The sequence below is a fragment of the Granulibacter bethesdensis genome (assembly GCF_001889525.1).
In the GTDB taxonomy this organism is placed as follows: domain Bacteria; phylum Pseudomonadota; class Alphaproteobacteria; order Acetobacterales; family Acetobacteraceae; genus Granulibacter; species Granulibacter bethesdensis_C.
The window spans coordinates 776,613-794,336 of the sequence record NZ_CP018192.1; the positions used below are offsets into that span (position 1 = coordinate 776,613).

Sequence of the window (17,724 nt, forward strand, 5' to 3'; positions counted from 1 at the left end):
CATTTCGCAATGGTGGAGGGAAGCCGTGAAAATGCATGAGGCTGATGCATCTGACTGATACATGGCCTGTGTGGATGGGTGGTTGAGCCGGTCGGGAATGCCCTCCATCCTGCACGGCATCGCGCCTTTTCGCTTTTGATGCCCATTCCGGATGAAAGACACAGACATCATGTCCGCAGATGCCAGCTCCGCACCGTCTTCCACCGTTGCTCCGGTGCCGGTCCGGCTGAGTGATTATACGCCGCCTGCCTACGGGGTAGAACAGGTCGATCTGGTGTTCCGTCTGGATCCCGCCCGAACCGTGGTGCAGTCGCGGCTGCATGTGATCCGCCAGCCCGGTACGCCGGAAGGGTCCGTTTTCCACCTGGACGGGGAGGCGCTTGAACTGCTGTCCCTCCGCATCGACGGCAGGGAGGTCAGCGGAGAAGATTACCACCTCACCCAGCATGGACTGGACATATCCGGCCTGCCTGCCGAAAGCGTGTTGGAGATCGATACCGCCATCGCACCGGAGCAGAATACCGAACTCAGCGGATTGTATGTTTCACACGGAGCGTTCTTCACGCAGTGCGAGGCGGAAGGCTTCCGGCGGATCACCTATTTCCCGGATCGCCCGGATGTCATGGCACGCTATACCACCACCATCGTCGCACCGCGTACGGTGCCGGTGTTGTTGTCAAACGGCAATCCGGTTGATACGGGGGAGGCTGAAGGCGGATTGCACTGGGCGAAGTGGGAGGATCCGCACCCGAAGCCCTGTTATCTGTTTGCGCTGGTGGCTGGTGATCTGGCTGCTGTACGGGACAGTTTCATCACGCGCTCTGGCCGGACGGTGGCTCTGGCGATATGGGTGAGGGACGGGGATCAGGACCGCTGTGCCCATGCGATGGACAGCCTGAAACGTTCGATGCGCTGGGACGAGGAGGTGTTCGGCCTCGAATATGACCTTGATGTGTTCAATATCGCCGCCGTCAGCGATTTCAATATGGGGGCGATGGAGAATAAGGGGCTGAACGTCTTCAATACCAAATATGTGCTGGCCCGTCCCGATACTGCGACGGACAGCGATTATCAGGGTATCGAGACTGTCATTGCCCATGAATATTTCCATAACTGGACAGGCAATCGCGTGACCTGCCGGGACTGGTTCCAACTGACCTTGAAGGAAGGGCTGACGGTTTTCCGGGATCAGGAATTCAGCGCCGATATGGGCAGCCGGGCAGTCAAGCGTATCTCCGATGTTCGCACCTTGCGGGCAGCGCAATTCCGGGAGGATGCCGGGCCGCTGGCTCATCCTGTGCGCCCTGAAACTTATGTAAAGATCGATAATTTCTATACGGCGACCGTTTATCAGAAAGGGGCAGAGCTTGTCCGCATGATCCGCACCCTGATCGGGCGGGAGAAATTCCGGCAGGGGATGGATCTGTATTTCCAGCGCCATGACAACCATGCCGTGACGCTGGAGGATTTCGCCGCTGCCATGCAGGATGCGTCCGGCGTTGATCTGTCCCTGTTCCGGCGCTGGTACGGGCAGGCGGGCACGCCGGTCCTGCGGGTTACGGATGAGTATGATGCCTCGGCACGTCGTTATGTGCTGCACGTGACCCAGTACACGCCACCGACACCGGGGCAGGAGGAAAAGCAACCTTTGCTGATCCCCATTGCGGTCGGGCTGCTGGATGAAACCGGCGCGGCCCTGTCATTCCGGTTGGAGGGGGAGGAAAAAGCCCATCCCGACACAAGAATTCTGCGTCTGGAACAGGAAACACAGAGCTTTGTATTCCATGATGTCGCACGGGCACCCCGGCCTTCCCTGCTGCGGGATTTCTCTGCGCCGGTAAAACTGGCCGATACGCCTGCGGACAGGCTGCGTTTTCTCTCGGCCCACGATTCCGATCCGTTTGTGCGCTGGGATTCCGGGCAGCAATACGCCACGCAGAAACTGTTGCAGCAGGTAGCGGCTTGCCGGAATGGCGCGGTTCCATCGCTGGACGAGGGTATTATGGAGAGTGTGGCTGCCTCCATCGCCTGTGCGCCACAAGACCCGGCACTGGCGGCGGAGGCGATGGCGCTGCCGGCGGAAACCACGTTGGCCGATGCGATGGACGTGGTGGATGTCGATGGCATTCATGCCGTGCGCCGTACCGCGCGCGCTGCGATCGGCCAGCATCTGCGGGCTGCGTTACGGGCAGGGTATGAGGCATGGAGCACGGACGATGTGACCGCGCTGGATGGCAGGGCAATGGGCGGTCGGGCTTTCCGTAATGCCTGTCTCGGCTATCTGGCCGCAGCCGATGAGGGGAAAGCCGGTGAGGGTGTGACACTGGCCTGGAAACAGTTTCAGGGCGATCGCTGCATGACGGATGTACTGGCTGCCTTGTCGGTGCTGGCGGATACGGACGTGCCGGAGCGGGAGAAGGCGCTGGCGTTGTTTTATGATCGCTGGCGGGGGGATGCGCTGGTGCTGGATAAGTGGTTCGCCATTCAGGCCATGGCCTCTCACCCGGATGCACTGGAGCAGGTGAGGCAGTTGATCAATCATCCTGATTTCGACTGGCGTAACCCGAACCGGGTACGCGCGGTGCTGACCAGTTTTGCTTCCGGTAATCAGGTCCGGTTCCATGATGCGTCGGGGGCAGGCTATGTGTTTCTGGCGGACGCGATTCTGCATCTGGATGGCATTAACGGCCAGATCGCGGCCCGGATGACGGCGCCCCTGGGGGCATGGCGGCGGCAGGATCAGGCCCGTGCGGAGATGATGCAGGCCCAGTTGCGGCGCATCGCAGCCAAGCCGAACCTGTCTGGGAACGTAAGGGAGATCGTTGATCGTAGTCTGCGTTGAAGCGCAGTCAGGTTACAAATTCGTATCAAATATATCTATACGTATTGATATATTGATAATGTTGGAGTAGGGAATGGTTCTGCCGCAGCGGTCATCAAAATCACTCCCTGCGGTCATCTCAATAATGATCGAGGAATGAACCCATGAGCGCCACCACCATTAAATGTGCCTGCCCCGATTGTGTGTGCGAAGTCGAGCAGGGCAAGGGCATCCAGCGTGATGGCCAGACCTATTGCGACGAAGCCTGTGCGTCTCACCACAAGGACGGTTCTGGCTGCCACCATGCCGGTTGTGCCTGCCACGGCTGATTGACCACAGATTGATCAATAAACGGGCGGTGTTGTGCAGGGCATAACGCCGCCCGTTTGTAATGGCCCGTTTGTAATGGGGTAACACGCTTTAGTGTCGTTGTGTCTCTATTCCCCCGTGTGGCCTCTTGCCGGATCATCAGGGGGGCCGTACACCGCCTGACCAGTGAATGATCAGGGCAACGGGCGGTTTCTGTTTTGGATTGGTTTACACATATCGATCCCGTTTATGCGCTTTCCGGCCTGGGAGTGGGTTGCCTTGTCGGCATGACGGGCGTTGGTGGCGGCTCCCTGATGACACCGTTGCTGGTTCTGCTGTTGGGGGTGCATCCGCAAACGGCGATTGGGACCGATCTTTTATTTGCCGCTATTACGAAATCGGTTGGTACGTCGGTTCACGGGTTCTCCCGTAATATCGACTGGGCTGTTGTAAAGCGGCTGGCATCCGGCAGCATCCCGGCTTCTGCGTTGACGCTGCTATGGCTGCATGGCCATGGCGGGTTGGAGCCTGAAATATCCCGTATTATGGGACGTGTTCTGGGTGGCGCACTGTTGCTGACTGCGGGCAGCCTCTTTTTCCGTCCCTGGCTGCACCGGGTTGCCGGGGCCAGAAGAAAGCCTCTGTCACCAGCGCGCGTGTCCGGTCTGACCGTGTTGTTCGGTATATGTCTTGGTGTGCTTGTGTCGCTCTCCTCCGTCGGGGCTGGTGCCATTGGCGTCACGGTGCTGATCGCCCTGTATCCTGAACTGTCGATCGCGCGGATTGTCGGGTCTGATGTTGCCCATGCAGTTCCACTGACCCTGATTGCGGGTCTCGGACACTGGATGCTGGGGTCAGTGAACGGGATGTTGCTTTTGTCCCTGCTGATAGGCTCACTGCCAGGCGTGATCGTAGGCAGCATACTGTCACCCCGTATGCCTGCAGATATTTTGCGTACTCTATTGGGCAGCATACTGACAGTCGTCGGCCTACGCCTCTTGTTCTAACAGGCCGGCTGCAAGCTGATTTTTATCGGGCCGCGATCACAAAGGATGATGGAGGAGGTGAGGGGGGAGGCGACTCGGTTTCCTGCAGGATTTCAATCAGCGCCTCTTCCCAGAATTCTTCGTTGCGTCCGTGAGGACGGCCTGCCTTTTCCCATAAAAGGTACGCACGAACGCGTACCCTTTCATCCTGCCGGGTAATTGATCCAGCCATAGCTAATCCTCATGCGCAGCAACAGTCGATGGTTCATTCCATTCTGGCATTCCCAACGCTCAAGATAGGCAGTGGCTGCACACAATCTCCATTAAAAAAATGCAGGCGCCCTTCACAGTATCTTGTTGGAAGCTTCTCTTAGGAGAGGGCAGCTTCACCATCCAGGGTGGCGGCAACGGCATGCACGGTGGCGGCAATACGGATTGCTGCCTGCACCTGTTCCTGCGTTAAACCGTTCTGGCGCACGATTTTCTCGTGGCTTTCCATGCACATGCCGCATCCGTTGATGGCAGAGACGGCCAGAGACCACAGCTCAAAATCGACCTTGTCGACACCGGGCTTGGCCATGACGTTCATTCGCAGCCGGGCCGGCAGGTTCGCGTAATCACCACCCACCAGATGCACGAAGCGGTAATAGACATTGTTCATGCCCATGATGGCAGCGGCAGCCTTGGCAGCCGCGAGGGCTTCGGCACTCAGTCGCGGACCGAATTCGGCGAGGATGGCTGCGGTTACAGTGTTGCTGCGGGCAGCGAGGGCGGAGGCGATGAAAGTGCCCGCTTTTTGCTGCTGGTTCAGCACGTCTTCATTGGCCAGAGAGCCGAGATTCAGCTTCAGATCCTTGGCGTATTCGGGCAGTGCGCTTTTCAGATTTTCGATGGACATGCTGTTTGTTCCTGTCATGAAGGGGGCGCCAGACGCAGAAACGGCCCGGCAGGGGGCCGGGCCGCTGCGAGACCACCAGCCTTCACCCGAGCCGAAAGCGTCAGATGAAGGCGGTGCAGGCCAGGGGCTGCTTCAGCCGACTTTGATGAACTCGTCGCCTTTGGACCAATTGCACGGGCAAAGCTCATCGCTCTGCAACGCATCAAGGACGCGGAGCACTTCCGCCGGGTTGCGGCCGACGGACAGGTCGGTCACATAGGCAAAGCGGATGATGTTTTGCGGATCGACGATAAAGGTCGCGCGTTGAGCGACGCCTTCCGCCCGATCCAGAATGCCGAGCGCTTCCGACAGCTCACGCCGGATGTCGGAGACCATGGGGATCTGCAGCTCACGAAGATCATCGTGGTGCAGGCGCCAGTTGACGTGAACGAACTCATTGTCGGTGGAGACGCCATACAGCACGGCGTCACGATCGGCGAAATCGCTGTTCAGCTTGGCGAAAGCAACGATCTCGGTCGGGCAGACAAAGGTAAAATCCTTCGGCCAGAAGAAAACGACCTTCCATTTGCCTTCGGCACTGTTCTCCGTCACCTCGAAGAACGGATCCTTCAGATCCAGACCTTCCTTACCCGGCTTGACGGCGGTCAGCTTGAAAGACGGAAATTTATCGCCCACTGAGAGCATGCAGAATATCCTTCATACGAAGTCGTTATGACAGGCACGTCGCGCCCCTATATAAGGCGACGTTGCTGCGGGAGTAAGGCCACAGCGATAACGTTGCACAAAAGGGGCGTTTTGATGCTGCACTGCACGATAAGCGGCCCCGGAATTCCACGCCAATGAATAATTCCTGAATTTTTGATCGAATGAAACGATGACGCCCCTGCCCACTCCCCAACAGCTCCGGTATCTGATGGCATTGGCCGAATACCAGCATTTCGGTCGGGCGGCTCAGGCTTGTGCGGTCACGCAATCCACCTTGTCGGCTGGTATTCTGGCGCTGGAGCGGCAGCTGGATGTGCAGATTCTCGACCGTGTGGGCGGAAAACGTGTGATTTTTACGGCGCTGGGACGGGATCTGGTGGAGCGTGCCCGGGATGCCATGCATGCGCTGGAAGCGATGTCGGAGGCTGCTTCTGCCGCCCGAGCACCGATGAGTGGACCGCTGAGGGTGGGGGTGATTCCAACGATCGGGCCGTTTCTGCTGCCGCGTCTGATGCCGGCCCTGCGGCGGGAATATCCCAACCTTAGGCTCTATCTGCGGGAAGATACCACTGACCGTCTGGTGGCGAGGCTGCGGGATGGACGGCTGGACCTGCTGTTGCTGGCGATGCCCTGCGACTGCCGGGGAATGGATACAGTGGTGATCGGGAGGGATTCGTTTCTGGTTGCCCTGCCACAGGGGCACAGGCTGGCGGAGCGGGAGGTTATTCCTATCGAAGCCCTCAGCATGGAGAATTTGTTGCTGCTGGAAGACGGACACTGCCTGCGCGAGCACGCGCTGGCCGTCTGCGGGCTGCTGATGGCGTATGAGAAAAATGCCAGTGAGGAGGAAAGTGCCCATAAGGAGGGAAGTGAGGCTGGTCCTGTCAGGAGTGTCGCAACACGCAGCCGCGACATCCAGACCGGAGATGGGCTGGCTGACCAGTTCGCGGCGACCAGCCTGCATACGCTGGTGCAGATGGTGGCAGGCGGGCTGGGCATCACATTGCTCCCGCAAATCGCGGTGGATGCCGGGGTGATGGCAGGTACCTCGTTGGTGCTGCGACCGCTTGAAGGGGATGGCGCATGGCGGGAGCTGGGGCTCGCCTGGCGGCATAATGCACCGCGTGGTGCCGATTATCTCGGTATGGCATCGCTGCTGCGGGAGGCGGCAGGGTTTTGAGTCTGCAACAGGCTTTGATCGCTCTGCGGTCGGGACAGGCCGCTCTATGTGAAACCATCTGTCGCCGCATACTGGCAAACGGGACGGCCCCTGCCGATCAGGCTCGTCTATTGCTGGGGCTGGCTCTGGCAGTACGGGAAGAAAAAGCTGAATCGCTGGAGCTTCTGTTGAGCGTGGCCCGTACTCATCCATGGGCGGCTCATCCATTTCGTGATCTTGCCGGATTGATGCATGGCCGTGACGACGCCATGGAGGCACTGCTTATTGCTGCAGGGGAGCATGCGTCTGAGGATGCAAACCTTGCCATTTTTCACGCGGAATGGCTGGAATTGCGAGGCCGTAAACAGGCGGCTGAAGCCCGTCTGGTGCAGTTTCTGACACAGGAGACCATCAAAGAACCAGCCGGAGAAGCTGCCATCCTGCGTGCTTATGCCCTGCTGCTGGCAGGGCGTAACGCTCTGCCCGCAGCAGGGGAGGCGATGAAGCGTGCCACCAGTCTGGAGCCGAACCATGCCGCCGGATGGACCAATCTGGCGAATATTCTGACAGCGCTGAAAGACTTTCCGGCTGCTCAGCAGGCTCATGACCGGGCGGCCGCCTGTGCCCCCAACGATCCACGCATGCGGATGAACCGGGCTTTGACCCTGTTGAAAGCAGGCCGTTATGCGGAGGGATGGGCTGATTACGAAGCCCGGCTGGCAATCGGAGATCGCCTCATGTTTCCGGTTTCTTCTCTGTTGCGGAAAGAAGAATGCCGATCCGGGCTGGATGGTGTGCGCATCCTGGTCGTTTCTGAGCAGGGTTTTGGCGATACCATCCAGTTTCTCCGCTATATTCCTCTCCTTGCGGCCCGTGGCGCACGGGTGCGGCTGTTTGTGCCTCCTGAACTGGTGACAGTGGCGGAGACAGTGGCGGGGGTGGAAAGCGTGGCGGGTATGGATGGCATTGCGCCCGCTTTTGACCGTCATGTGCCGATGATGAGTTTGCCTTATCTGCTGGATGCCGCTTTTGTTCCGATGCACGAACCATATCTTGCGGTTTCGGAATCGCGTGTCCGGCACTGGCGAGCGCTGCTCCCTCCCCGCCCGGCGCGTGGGCGGATCGGTCTGGTCTGGGCCGGAGCCTCACGCAATCATCCTGATGCAACCGCCATTGATCGACGTCGCAGCATGTCTTTGCAGGATATGGCATTGCTGGCAGACATTCCGGATATGGTTTTCGTCAATCTACAGATGGGGCCTCCATCTATTCAGGCGCAGGAGAAGCATGCTTTTCGCTTTGCTCCTGATATTACTGGTCAGATCAGGGATTTTGCTGACAGCGCTGCTATTCTGAGTATGCTTGATGCACTGGTGACTGTGGACACATCCATTGCTCATCTTGCAGGTGCATTGGGAGTGCCGGTGCTGATGCTTGATCGGATGGATCATTGCTGGCGCTGGTCAGACCCCTGTGAATTGATGGCCGTTGAGACGAAGACTGAAACCGGCGGGTTGAAAACGCGATGGTATCCGTCGATGCAGCTGTTCCGCCAAACCACCCCGATGGACTGGCAGGAGCCTGTTCGGTGCCTGCACAACACATTGCGCGTGTTATCGCTGCAATAATCCTTATAAAATCGTTATTTATTTTTTCACTGATGCTGGCAAAGCAGAAAAGCTTTGACTAGAAGCGAAAAGCGATTCTCGATCACTAGAAACATGATCGGCCTCACGGGCGTTTTGCCAACGCTTGCGACAAATAAGGGGATTTTGATGTCTAAGGCTTTTATTGCCCAGGTTATTCAGGACAGCGCTGAGCTGACTGGGGTGGCGGCAAACCGCACGGCGAACGATCTTATCACGGCGATCGTGAAGGAGATGAAGAAGAACGGCAAGTTTACACTGCCGAGCTTCGGCACCTTTACTGTCAGGAAGACCAAGGCGCGCAAGGGTCTGAATCCGAGGACAGGGGAGCAGATCAAGGTCAAGGCTGGAAAGACAGTTCGTTTCAAGGCTTCTCCGAACCTGAAAAAATCCGTCTGACTGAAGCAAAACGGCCGCTGAGACAGCGGCCGTTTTTGTGATGTAGTCTGGTGTTCTGTTTTTTTTGTTCTGAGGCCTCAAATATCCAGATCGCCTGCGCGGGGGGCGTTGTCCTGAATAAATTGAAACCGCAGCTCTGGTTTCTTGCCCATCAGGCTTTCCACCAGTTCCCCCGTCCGTACCCGATCTTCCGGTGGTGTCAGAACTTTCAGTAGAACCCGGCGTGCGGGATCCATGGTCGTATCCTTCAGAATGGCCGGTGGCATTTCGCCGAGACCCTTGAAGCGGCTGACTTCGATTTTTCCGGTTTTCTTGAAGCCCGATTTCATGAGCCTGTTGAGTTCCGCATCATCCATTGCATAGCGGGAGGTGGCTCCTTGCGTCAGACGGTATAGCGGCGGCTGTGCCAGATAGATGTGTCCACGACGGACCAGTTCCGGCAATTCCCGGTAGAAAAACGTCATTAACAGACTGGCGATATGCGCGCCATCGACATCGGCATCCGTCATAATGATCACGCGGCCATAACGGAGCCTCGCAATGTCAAACCGTTCCCCGACCCCACAGCCAAGCGCCTCGATCAGATCCTTAAGTTCCTGATTCTGTCGTAACTTGTCGGCAGATGCGCTGGCGACGTTGAGAATTTTGCCGCGCAGAGGCAGCACGGCCTGTGTTTCACGCCGGCGAGCCTGCTTGGCTGATCCACCCGCACTGTCACCCTCAACCAGAAACAGTTCGGTTTCGGCGGCATTTTCGCTGGAACAGTCAGCCAGTTTGCCGGGCAGACGCAGCCGTCTTGTGGCTGATTTGCGAGGCGTATCTTTCTGTTCGCGTCGGCGGATACGCTCTTCCGCCCGTTCAATGACGTAAGCCAGAAGATTATCCGCTCCGGCCGGATCGCCGGCCATGAAATGATCGAAGCGGTCCCGCATCGCGGATTCAACCAGTCGTACCGCTTCCGGGCTGGTCAGCTTTTCCTTGGTCTGGCCCTGAAACTGTGGTTCCCGCACAAAGGCTGACAGCTTGGCCGCCAGAGATCCCATAATATCTTCCGCGGTAATGGCGGCTGCGCGTTTATTGCCGCGCTGTTCTCCCCATGCACGTAATCCTTTCAGCAGTGCCGCGCGAAATCCCTGCTCGTGTGTGCCGCCAAGCGGGGTCGGAACCGTGTTGCAGTAGGAGTGAACAAAGCCATCTTCACCATCCAGCCAGGCCAGCGCCCATTCGACCCGCCCGCCGGCCTGGGTTTCCTTTTGGCCATCTCCCTTCATATCGGCTTCGCCGGACCAGATCTGGGGGATGGCGAGCGATGTCTCGCCAATATCATCAGCGAGACTGTCACGGAGGCCACCGGGAAAATGCAGGGTCGCTTCGGCGGGAATGTCTTCTTTGCCGGTGTTTTTCAGCAGGGATGGATCGCATTTCCAGCGGATTTGTACACCACGGAACAGATAGGCTTTGGACCGGCACAACCTGTAAAGCCGTGCTGGCGAGAAGCTCAGGCGGCCGAAAATCTCTTCGTCCGGTGTAAAGCGAATTTGCGTCCCCCGACGGTTCGGGGTGGCGCCGACCTCGATCAACGGCGTCATTGGCTTGCCGCGTGCATAGCTTTGCCGCCACAGCACCCGGTTACGGGCGACCTCGACTTCCATCGTTGCCGACAGCGCATTGACCACGGAGCTGCCGACCCCATGCAGGCCGCCGGAGGTAGCATATGCCTTGCCAGCGAATTTTCCGCCGGAGTGCAAGGTCGTCAAAATGACTTCCAGAGCACTGAGATTTTTGAATTTCGGATGTGGATCGATCGGAATACCACGCCCGTTATCCCGGACGGTGACGGTGTTGCCGGGATCGAGCGCCAGATCAATGACCGTGGCATGTCCTGCTACGGCTTCGTCCATCGCGTTATCCAGAATTTCGGCAACAAGGTGATGCAGGGCGTTTTCATCCGTGCCACCGATATACATGCCGGGACGGCGACGAACTGGCTCCAGACCCTCCAGAACCTCGATATCCTTGGCGGAGTAATCATCCTCGTTCATCTCCGTCCGCTGCTTTGCGGCGTGTTGAGATGAAGGGGGGGATTTCGCGCCGCCAAAAAGATCGTTCATGGTGTGTTCCCGTGCCGCTGCCTATGTCGTTTAACGATCCGTGGCAGGTGGAGCAAGCGTGGTATGGTCAGCAGCAAAACCGGGGACGTTGCCGCCCCCGGTGCTCTGATCAGCCGGAAACTGCCTTCAGCGCCGACTCGGGATCCGATCAGAAGCCGCTTGGCTCCTGAATATGGGCTTCCAGGAACCAGAGAGATTTGTCGAAGGCGCGGGAAGCTTCGGTGAACAGGTCGGAGGTGCCCGCATCACCGGCTTCATCGGTATCGTCGATATTTTTACGGACCGCATTGGCCAGCAGACCGAACCGTTCTACCAGCGCGACCACGTGATCTTTGATCGTATAGATATCCGTTGGATAGGGAGGCAGGGAGGTTGCGGCGCTGACTGTCTGAAGGGTGCCAAAGGCGGTGCCGCCGAGGGCTGCGACGCGTTCAGCGAATTTGTCTACCAGATCATCCACCTGGGTACGCAGGGTATCAAGCAGTTCATGTACGCCGATGAATTGCGGACCTTTGATGTTCCAATGAGCCTGTTTCAGGATCAGCGCGGTATCAATGGCATCCGCCAGACGAGCGTTCAGCAGCTCGATAGAGACTTTGCGAGCATTGGACTGAAGGTCGACGTGATTTTTGTGAGTCGGGGCGGCGTGGCTTTTCGCCTTCGTGATATTGGAATCCGGCATGCCTCTCTCCTCAATGCTGGGTGCGGGTTACGGCCTTCCGGGCTGGAAGGCGTTTTGTGCCCAACGCGAGGGACAGGATAAGCGTTTCCCTTTGGTTTCGACATTCCCGCCCTGCGTAAGGCTCCTATGAGAATAAAGGCAGCGGAGTACGGACCTTGGCCGCGGTTTTCTGACAGTCAGGACGATGATGGTGCGTTGACAGGGCGGGCATGCCCTGAGCATGGTCCGGCCCGGAACATGACTGAATGACAAGCCGGGGAGACGGGAATGAGCATCGACAGCCTGCGTGACAGTATTGATCGCCTTTGGGAAAACCGGGAGGGTCTGTCCTCCGCTACGACAGGTGAGGCACGGGACGCGGTCGAAGAAGCTCTGCGTTTGCTCGATTCCGGCCAGGCGCGCGTGGCGGAGCCGAAGACAGAGGGTGGCTGGGCGGTCAATCAGTGGCTGAAGAAGGCGGTGCTGCTGTCTTTCCGTCTGACCGATTCTACCCCGGCTCCGGGATTCGGTCCGGTGGCCTCCTATGACAAGGTGCCGCTGAAGTTCGAAGGCTGGGATCAGGCTCGCTTCGCTCAGGGCGGTTTCCGTGTCGTCCCTGGCGCAGTCGTGCGCCGCAGTGCGTATATCGCGCCGGGCGTCGTGCTGATGCCGAGCTTCGTGAATGTCGGCGCCTATGTCGACAGCGGCACGATGATCGATACCTGGGCAACGGTCGGAAGCTGTGCCCAGGTGGGCAAAAACTGCCATATCAGTGGCGGCACCGGCATCGGTGGCGTGCTGGAGCCGTTGCAGGCCGGTCCGGTGGTGATTGAGGACAACGTGTTCATCGGCGCCCGGTCCGAGGTTGCGGAAGGCGTGGTTGTGGAGCAAGGCAGCGTGATTTCGATGGGCGTGTTTATCGGCGCGTCCACCAAGATCATCGACCGTGCGACTGGTGAGGTTCTGTATGGCCGGGTTCCAGCCTATTCTGTGGTTGTTCCCGGCTCCCTTCCCGGCAAGCCGCTGCCGGATGGCACGCCCGGTCCTTCTCTGGCCTGTGCGGTGATCGTGAAGCGGGTGGATGAGCGCACCCGTTCCAAGACCTCGATCAACGAACTGCTGCGCGCCTGATACGTGGCTGGTAAATTTGCTTCCGGTCCTGTTGCGTTTATCTCGTAACGGGACTGGATGCGGCTTGGCCATAATGCCGAGAGAGGATGAAGAAGGTTAACCCTGTGCCTGTTCCTTTGCCCGATCCTCTGATGTCTGATCCTTTGGCGCTGGCACAGGCGCTGATGCGTTGTCCCTCCGTCACGCCGCTTGATGCAGGGGCGCAGTCCGTGCTGGCAGAAGCTCTGACGGCGCAGGGCTTTACGGTGACCCCGTTGCCATTCGGGGATATTGCCAATTTCTATGCCAAACGGGTCGGCACAGGGTCCGGCCCGCATCTCTGCTTTGCCGGGCATACGGATGTCGTGCCGCTCGGTGATGCACCATGGAGCGTGGATGCCTTCGCCGGCGAGGTGCATGACGGTGTTCTGATTGGCCGTGGTGCCTGCGACATGAAAGGCGCGATCGCCAGCTTCGTCGCCGCCTGTGCTGCCTGTCCGGATCATCCCGGCACGATCAGCCTGCTGATCACCGGGGATGAGGAGGGGGTTGCCACTGATGGCACCGTGCGCGTACTCGATTGGATGCGGCAGGCCGGAGAAATCCCGGATTTCTGCGTGGTGGGGGAGCCGACCAATCCGGGTCGTCTTGGTGAGGTCATCAAGATCGGCAGGCGCGGCAGTCTGAATGCCACGCTGACTGTGCGCGGACGGCAGGGTCATGTCGCCTATCCGCATCGGGCCGATAACCCTCTGCCCCGGCTGGTGGCGGCACTGCACGCCCTGACCACCACGCGGCTGGATGACGGCATGGAGGGGTTTGAGCCTTCTTCATTGCAACTGACGACGGTGGATGTCGGTAATCCAGCCACCAATGTCATTCCGGAGCAGGCCCAGGCACGGTTGAATATCCGCTTCAATCCGTTGCATCGCGGTGATGACCTGGCGAGATGGCTGCGCGGAATCGCGCAGGATCATGCGCCGGATGCGGTGATCGATATCGCTATTTCCGGTGAGGCTTTCGTTACGGACCCTGATCGCGATCCCCGCCCCGGCGCCAGCCATGGTATCGCAGCGTTGCGGATGGCGATCCAGCGCATTACCGGCCTGTCGCCCCGGCTGGATACGGGGGGAGGGACATCGGATGCGCGGTTCATTACTCATCTGTGCCCTGTCGTGGAGTTCGGTCTGGTCGGGGCCACCATGCATCAGCGGGACGAGGCAGTTGCGGTGCAGGATCTGCGGGATTTGACCAGAATTTATGAAGCCCTGCTGGATTTCTATCTCGGAAAGGACGGCGCATGAACGGCCCGAACCGTTTCAGGCAAGGTGACGCACCCTCCGGAGAGTCGCGTCAGCGTATCGTGCTGCGTGGCCTGGTGCGATTGGCGCGTTTTGACCGGCGTGGCTTGAGTGATTTCGGATCAGGGATCGAAGCCCTGCTCGGTGCTCTGGCTCCCGTCATCGGTTGCGCTCTGGCGGTGTCCCTGCTGCTGATGTTCAATCACGCAAGCCAAGCGGGACTTGTTTATCTGCTGCAAAGCATCGTTTTGCTGCTGACCCCTCTGCTGGTGTCGGACATTCTGGCGTATTTCTGGAACAGGCGGCAGGAATGGGGGCTGTATGCAACCGTGCTGATCTGGAGCCAGTGGATCGCATTATTCGCGGGCATGCTTCTGTTGCTCGCGGCGCAGGTGATGGTCAGTGCCGGATTGCAGCAGGAAGATGCCGTGGCTGTGCTGGTGATGCTGCTGGCCGTTTACGGTATCGCCCTGCAATGTTTTCTGGCGCGGGTGAGTCTGAATATCTCCGCCCTGCGTATTATCCTCCTGATTGTTCTGACCAATCTCTGTACTGCGGTGCTGGCATTTGGCCCGACGCAGCTATCCCGCATGATGCACCCTCCGCATCACGCGCCTGCTCATGCGGAGAAAGCAGGGTGAGCGGTTGGAATTGCCTGCTTCCGGCCCGGATAGCATGTGGCATGGCAGTAGGGCATGGTTCTGACACGGTTACCCGTCCGGTCTGTTGGGGGGAACTGTTGGTCAGTTTTGCGGCGTTACCGTTTTGTCTGGTTATCGGTGGATTGCTCAGGCTGTATGATGTGAGGTCAGGAGCCGTCACGCTCCCGCCGGGTATTTCGACAGGGCATATGTTGGCGATGCATGTGCTGCTGCTGGCATTGGCATGGCTGGGTTATCTGGCCCTGTCCTACGAACTGGCGGGCGTGGCGGAGCGGCAGGCACAATGGCCGCGTTTCGTTATAGTCATCAACTGGGTGTTTCTGATCCAGTATATCATGACGGCCATCAGCTATGTGCCGCAGCTTCTGCACGGGCCGTCTTTGCTCATACAGTTGGCTGCGCTCTGCTTCAGTGGCTGGGCGCTTTGGATCGAGTGGTTCGCGACCCGCAATACTCTGGCCCTGTCAGGACTGGCAGCCGCCGGGCTCGTGGCGCTGGATACAATGCTGTCTGTCGGCCTTGTGGCTATGGCGCCCGGCTGATTACAGAAACGGATCCTGTTCATAGACCACCCCGGTCAGGGCCAGCCCGTCCGGTGGTGCGGTTGGTCCGGCTTTGGTGCGGTCACGCGCGGCGAGCGCGGCGGCAACATGCTCTGCTTTCCAGCGTCCATCGCCGACCAGTTTCAATGTTCCCACCATGTTGCGTACCTGATGATGCAAAAAGCTGCGGGCTTCTGTGATGATCGTGATGAGATCACCATCCCGGCGCACATCCAGCCGGTCCAGCGTACGCAGCGGGCTTTTGGCCTGACAGGCTGCGGCACGGAACGAGGTAAAATCGTGACGCCCCAGCAGATGCTTGGCTGCTCGATCCATGGCATCGGCATCCAGTGGCTGGGCCACATGCCAGACGCGTCCTTCCATCAGGGCTGGCCGCGCACGCCGGTTGAGAATCAAATAACGATAGGAGCGGCCAATCGCTGAAAAACGGGCATTCCAGCCGTCGGGTGCGTAAGCAGCCTCCAGAACCGCCACCGGATAAGGCTTCATGTGGAAGTTCAGCGCTTCCCGCACGCGCTCAGGGTGGAAGGGGGTGGGAAGGTCGATCTGCGCAACCTGAGCCTTTGCATGCACCCCCGCATCGGTTCGGCCCGCCACAATACTGGAGACGGCTTCCCCCCGCGCCAGTCGGGCAGCGGCCTGTTCCAGCACCCATTGCACGGAAACAGCCCGTCCTTGAGCCATTGCGCTGTCATCCGTGCCCTGTCGCTGCCAGCCGATAAAGGGTGTGCCGTCATACTCGATCCGCAGCGCGTAGCGGGTCCAGCCGGGTTGGGGGTCAGGAAAACCCATGCTCATCCAGCCTGGTGCCCGTCGGCAGTTTGTGGCCCCGCAGGAACGCGGCGGCATCCAGTGCCGGGCGGCCCGGTTTCTGCACCTTGTCGAGGCAAAGCGCACCATCCCCACAGGCGATCAGCAGGGTGTGATCTCCGTTGCTGATCACGGTGCCGGGTAAGCCGGAGACATTTGCTATTGCATGAGCTGCGAGAATCTTGAGACCACCACTGAATGTTCCCGGCCATGGATTGAGCGCCCGCACGCGCCTGGCCAGCACGGCGGCAGGCTGGGACCAGTCCAGCAAGCCATCAGCGCGGCTCAGCTTGGGGGCATAGCAGGCAAGAGCATCATCCTGACTTTCTCCGTTCGGCTGGGTCTCCAGCACATGCAGGATCGCTTCGGCTCCCGCTGTTGCAAGGGCATCATGCAGTTCTGGGGTGGTTGTGGTTTCGGTGATCGATACTGCGCGCTTCAGCAGCATCGGACCGGTGTCGAGGCCTTCTTCCATGCGCATGATGGTAACGCCGCTTTCGGTGTCGCCCGCGAGAATAGCGCTCTGTATCGGGGAGGCGCCACGCCAGCGCGGCAGCAGGCTGGCATGAATGTTCAGGCAGCCCCGCTGCGGCGTATCCAGCATCGCCTGTGGCAGGATCAACCCGTAGGCCGCCACCACCGCAGCATCAAGGTTCAGCGCCCGGAAAGCCTCATGCTCATCAGCTTCGTTCTTCAGCCGTGACGGGTGGCGGACTTCCAGCCCGAGCGCCTCCGCTGCGCGATGCACCGGGCAGAGGGTCAAACGGTGGCCCCGCCCTGCCGGACGTGGGGGCTGAGTATAGACGGCGGCAATATGGTGTCCGGCTTGATGCAGGGCATGCAATGCGGGGACCGAGAAATCCGGACTGCCCATGAATGCGAGGGTCAGGCGTTCCGCCATGGCGCTGACTCAGCCCCCGCTGTTCTGGCGCTGCTCCTTGGCAAGGCGGCGCATCAACATGTTGCGTTTCAGAGTGGAGAGATGATCTACGAACAGGATGCCGTCCAGATGGTCGATCTCATGCTGGATGCAGGTGGCGAGGAGGTCGTCAGCCTCCATTTCTCGTCTGCTGCCATCCAGATCCTCATAGCGCAGCTTGATTCGCGCCGGGCGGGTGACATCCGCATACTGGTTGGGCAGCGACAGGCATCCTTCTTCACGGGTGGCCATTTCCTCGCTGCGGGCAATGATTTCCGGATTGATCAGCACCAGCGGCGCTTTCTGATCATCCGGGGACACATCCACCACTGCCAGCCGTAACAGACTATCAATCTGCGGTGCGGCAAGGCCGATGCCGGGAGCTTTGTACATCGTCGCGAACATGCGTGGCACCAGATCACGTATGAGAGAGGCGTCTCCGGCCGTGACGAGGCGGGCGCGTGTTTTCAGCGTCTTGTGCGGAGCAATAAGGATGGGCAGCAGCTCTGCCGTGCGGGTCTCTGACATGAAGATGATGTAGCGATGCCATACCCCTCTCGGCAAGCTTGGTCCTGCTGGTAAGCCTTGGAAAAAAGTTACCTCTTGCAAGAGAGCCTCGTCCTGCCGACATACTATCGGCGGGCAGTGCCGTAATGGGCTGCTT

At 59.2% G+C, this 17,724-nt stretch carries 18 protein-coding genes; 10 read left to right on the top strand and 8 right to left on the bottom strand.

What is annotated here, in order from left to right:
* The first annotated feature begins 169 nt into the window (after window positions 1–169).
* The 3 genes from pepN (at window position 170) to GbCGDNIH6_RS03510 (ending at window position 4,137) form a co-directional block, all read left to right on the top strand.
* The gene (gene pepN, locus GbCGDNIH6_RS03500) at window positions 170–2,842 is read left to right on the top strand and encodes an aminopeptidase N (protein ID WP_072562854.1); all 2,673 of its coding nucleotides are present in this window, start codon (window positions 170–172) and stop codon (window positions 2,840–2,842) included.
* 143 nt (window positions 2,843–2,985) lie between these two features.
* Window positions 2,986–3,150 (top strand): metallothionein, encoded by a 165-nt coding sequence (locus GbCGDNIH6_RS03505; RefSeq protein WP_072562855.1) that lies wholly within the window; start codon window positions 2,986–2,988, stop codon window positions 3,148–3,150.
* 198 nt (window positions 3,151–3,348) lie between these two features.
* A complete protein-coding gene (locus GbCGDNIH6_RS03510) occupies window positions 3,349–4,137 on the top strand; it encodes a sulfite exporter TauE/SafE family protein (protein WP_072562856.1) in 789 nt (262 codons plus the stop codon).
* Between the two features lie 22 nt (window positions 4,138–4,159).
* Here GbCGDNIH6_RS03510 and GbCGDNIH6_RS12720 read toward each other — a convergent pair whose 3' ends face one another.
* From GbCGDNIH6_RS12720 to GbCGDNIH6_RS03525, 3 genes are all read right to left on the bottom strand, one after another.
* On the bottom strand, window positions 4,160–4,348 hold the full coding sequence (locus GbCGDNIH6_RS12720; protein ID WP_072562857.1) for a DUF2934 domain-containing protein: 189 nt from the start codon (window positions 4,346–4,348) through the stop codon (window positions 4,160–4,162).
* Between the two features lie 138 nt (window positions 4,349–4,486).
* The gene (ahpD, locus tag GbCGDNIH6_RS03520; RefSeq protein ID WP_072562858.1) at window positions 4,487–5,014 is read right to left on the bottom strand and encodes an alkylhydroperoxidase, AhpD family; all 528 of its coding nucleotides are present in this window, start codon (window positions 5,012–5,014) and stop codon (window positions 4,487–4,489) included.
* Window positions 5,015–5,146: 132 nt separating this feature from the next.
* A complete protein-coding gene (locus GbCGDNIH6_RS03525; protein ID WP_072562859.1) occupies window positions 5,147–5,698 on the bottom strand; it encodes a peroxiredoxin in 552 nt (183 codons plus the stop codon).
* 190 nt (window positions 5,699–5,888) lie between these two features.
* Here GbCGDNIH6_RS03525 and GbCGDNIH6_RS03530 point away from each other — a divergent pair, with 190 nt between their 5' ends.
* From GbCGDNIH6_RS03530 to GbCGDNIH6_RS03540, 3 genes are all read left to right on the top strand, one after another.
* On the top strand, window positions 5,889–6,899 hold the full coding sequence (locus GbCGDNIH6_RS03530; protein WP_072562860.1) for a hydrogen peroxide-inducible genes activator: 1,011 nt from the start codon (window positions 5,889–5,891) through the stop codon (window positions 6,897–6,899).
* The gene (locus GbCGDNIH6_RS03535; protein WP_072562861.1) at window positions 6,896–8,506 is read left to right on the top strand and encodes a tetratricopeptide repeat protein; all 1,611 of its coding nucleotides are present in this window, start codon (window positions 6,896–6,898) and stop codon (window positions 8,504–8,506) included. Before GbCGDNIH6_RS03530 ends, GbCGDNIH6_RS03535 begins: the two co-directional genes overlap by 4 nt.
* Window positions 8,507–8,653: 147 nt before the next feature.
* Entirely contained in the window at window positions 8,654–8,923 is a 270-nt protein-coding gene (locus GbCGDNIH6_RS03540) for an HU family DNA-binding protein (RefSeq protein WP_025286192.1), read from the top strand.
* Window positions 8,924–9,000: 77 nt separating this feature from the next.
* Here the strand turns inward: GbCGDNIH6_RS03540 and parE are convergent, their stop codons facing one another.
* Both parE and dps read right to left on the bottom strand, forming a co-directional pair.
* Window positions 9,001–11,034: a DNA topoisomerase IV subunit B gene (gene parE, locus GbCGDNIH6_RS03545; protein WP_072562862.1), complete on the bottom strand. Its 2,034-nt coding sequence runs from the start codon at window positions 11,032–11,034 to the stop codon at window positions 9,001–9,003.
* Window positions 11,035–11,182: 148 nt separating this feature from the next.
* Complete coding sequence (gene dps, locus GbCGDNIH6_RS03550; protein ID WP_025286194.1) at window positions 11,183–11,716, bottom strand: DNA starvation/stationary phase protection protein Dps; 534 nt, start codon at window positions 11,714–11,716, stop codon at window positions 11,183–11,185.
* A gap of 267 nt (window positions 11,717–11,983) precedes the next feature.
* On the opposite strand from dps, the gene dapD reads away from it, so the two are divergent.
* From dapD to GbCGDNIH6_RS03570, 4 genes are all read left to right on the top strand, one after another.
* The gene (gene dapD, locus GbCGDNIH6_RS03555; protein WP_072562863.1) at window positions 11,984–12,826 is read left to right on the top strand and encodes a 2,3,4,5-tetrahydropyridine-2,6-dicarboxylate N-succinyltransferase; all 843 of its coding nucleotides are present in this window, start codon (window positions 11,984–11,986) and stop codon (window positions 12,824–12,826) included.
* A gap of 131 nt (window positions 12,827–12,957) precedes the next feature.
* Entirely contained in the window at window positions 12,958–14,109 is a 1,152-nt protein-coding gene (gene dapE / locus GbCGDNIH6_RS03560; protein ID WP_072564314.1) for a succinyl-diaminopimelate desuccinylase, read from the top strand.
* On the top strand, window positions 14,106–14,747 hold the full coding sequence (locus tag GbCGDNIH6_RS03565; protein ID WP_072562864.1) for a hypothetical protein: 642 nt from the start codon (window positions 14,106–14,108) through the stop codon (window positions 14,745–14,747). The genes dapE and GbCGDNIH6_RS03565 overlap by 4 nt, the downstream gene beginning before the upstream one ends.
* A 41-nt stretch (window positions 14,748–14,788) precedes the next feature.
* Window positions 14,789–15,310: a hypothetical protein gene (locus tag GbCGDNIH6_RS03570; protein ID WP_072562865.1), complete on the top strand. Its 522-nt coding sequence runs from the start codon at window positions 14,789–14,791 to the stop codon at window positions 15,308–15,310.
* Here the strand turns inward: GbCGDNIH6_RS03570 and truA are convergent, their stop codons facing one another.
* The 3 genes from truA to def are packed head-to-tail and all read right to left on the bottom strand — an operon-like array spanning window position 15,311 to window position 17,588.
* Window positions 15,311–16,123: a tRNA pseudouridine(38-40) synthase TruA gene (gene truA / locus GbCGDNIH6_RS03575; RefSeq protein ID WP_072562866.1), complete on the bottom strand. Its 813-nt coding sequence runs from the start codon at window positions 16,121–16,123 to the stop codon at window positions 15,311–15,313.
* Window positions 16,110–17,030, bottom strand: coding sequence for a methionyl-tRNA formyltransferase (fmt, locus tag GbCGDNIH6_RS03580; RefSeq protein WP_072564315.1), 921 nt, complete (start codon window positions 17,028–17,030; stop codon window positions 16,110–16,112). Before fmt ends, truA begins: the two co-directional genes overlap by 14 nt.
* Window positions 17,031–17,051: 21 nt before the next feature.
* Window positions 17,052–17,588, bottom strand: a complete 537-nt coding sequence (gene def, locus GbCGDNIH6_RS03585; RefSeq protein ID WP_072564316.1) for a peptide deformylase — start codon at window positions 17,586–17,588, stop codon at window positions 17,052–17,054.
* Between the last annotated feature and the right edge of the window lie 136 nt (window positions 17,589–17,724).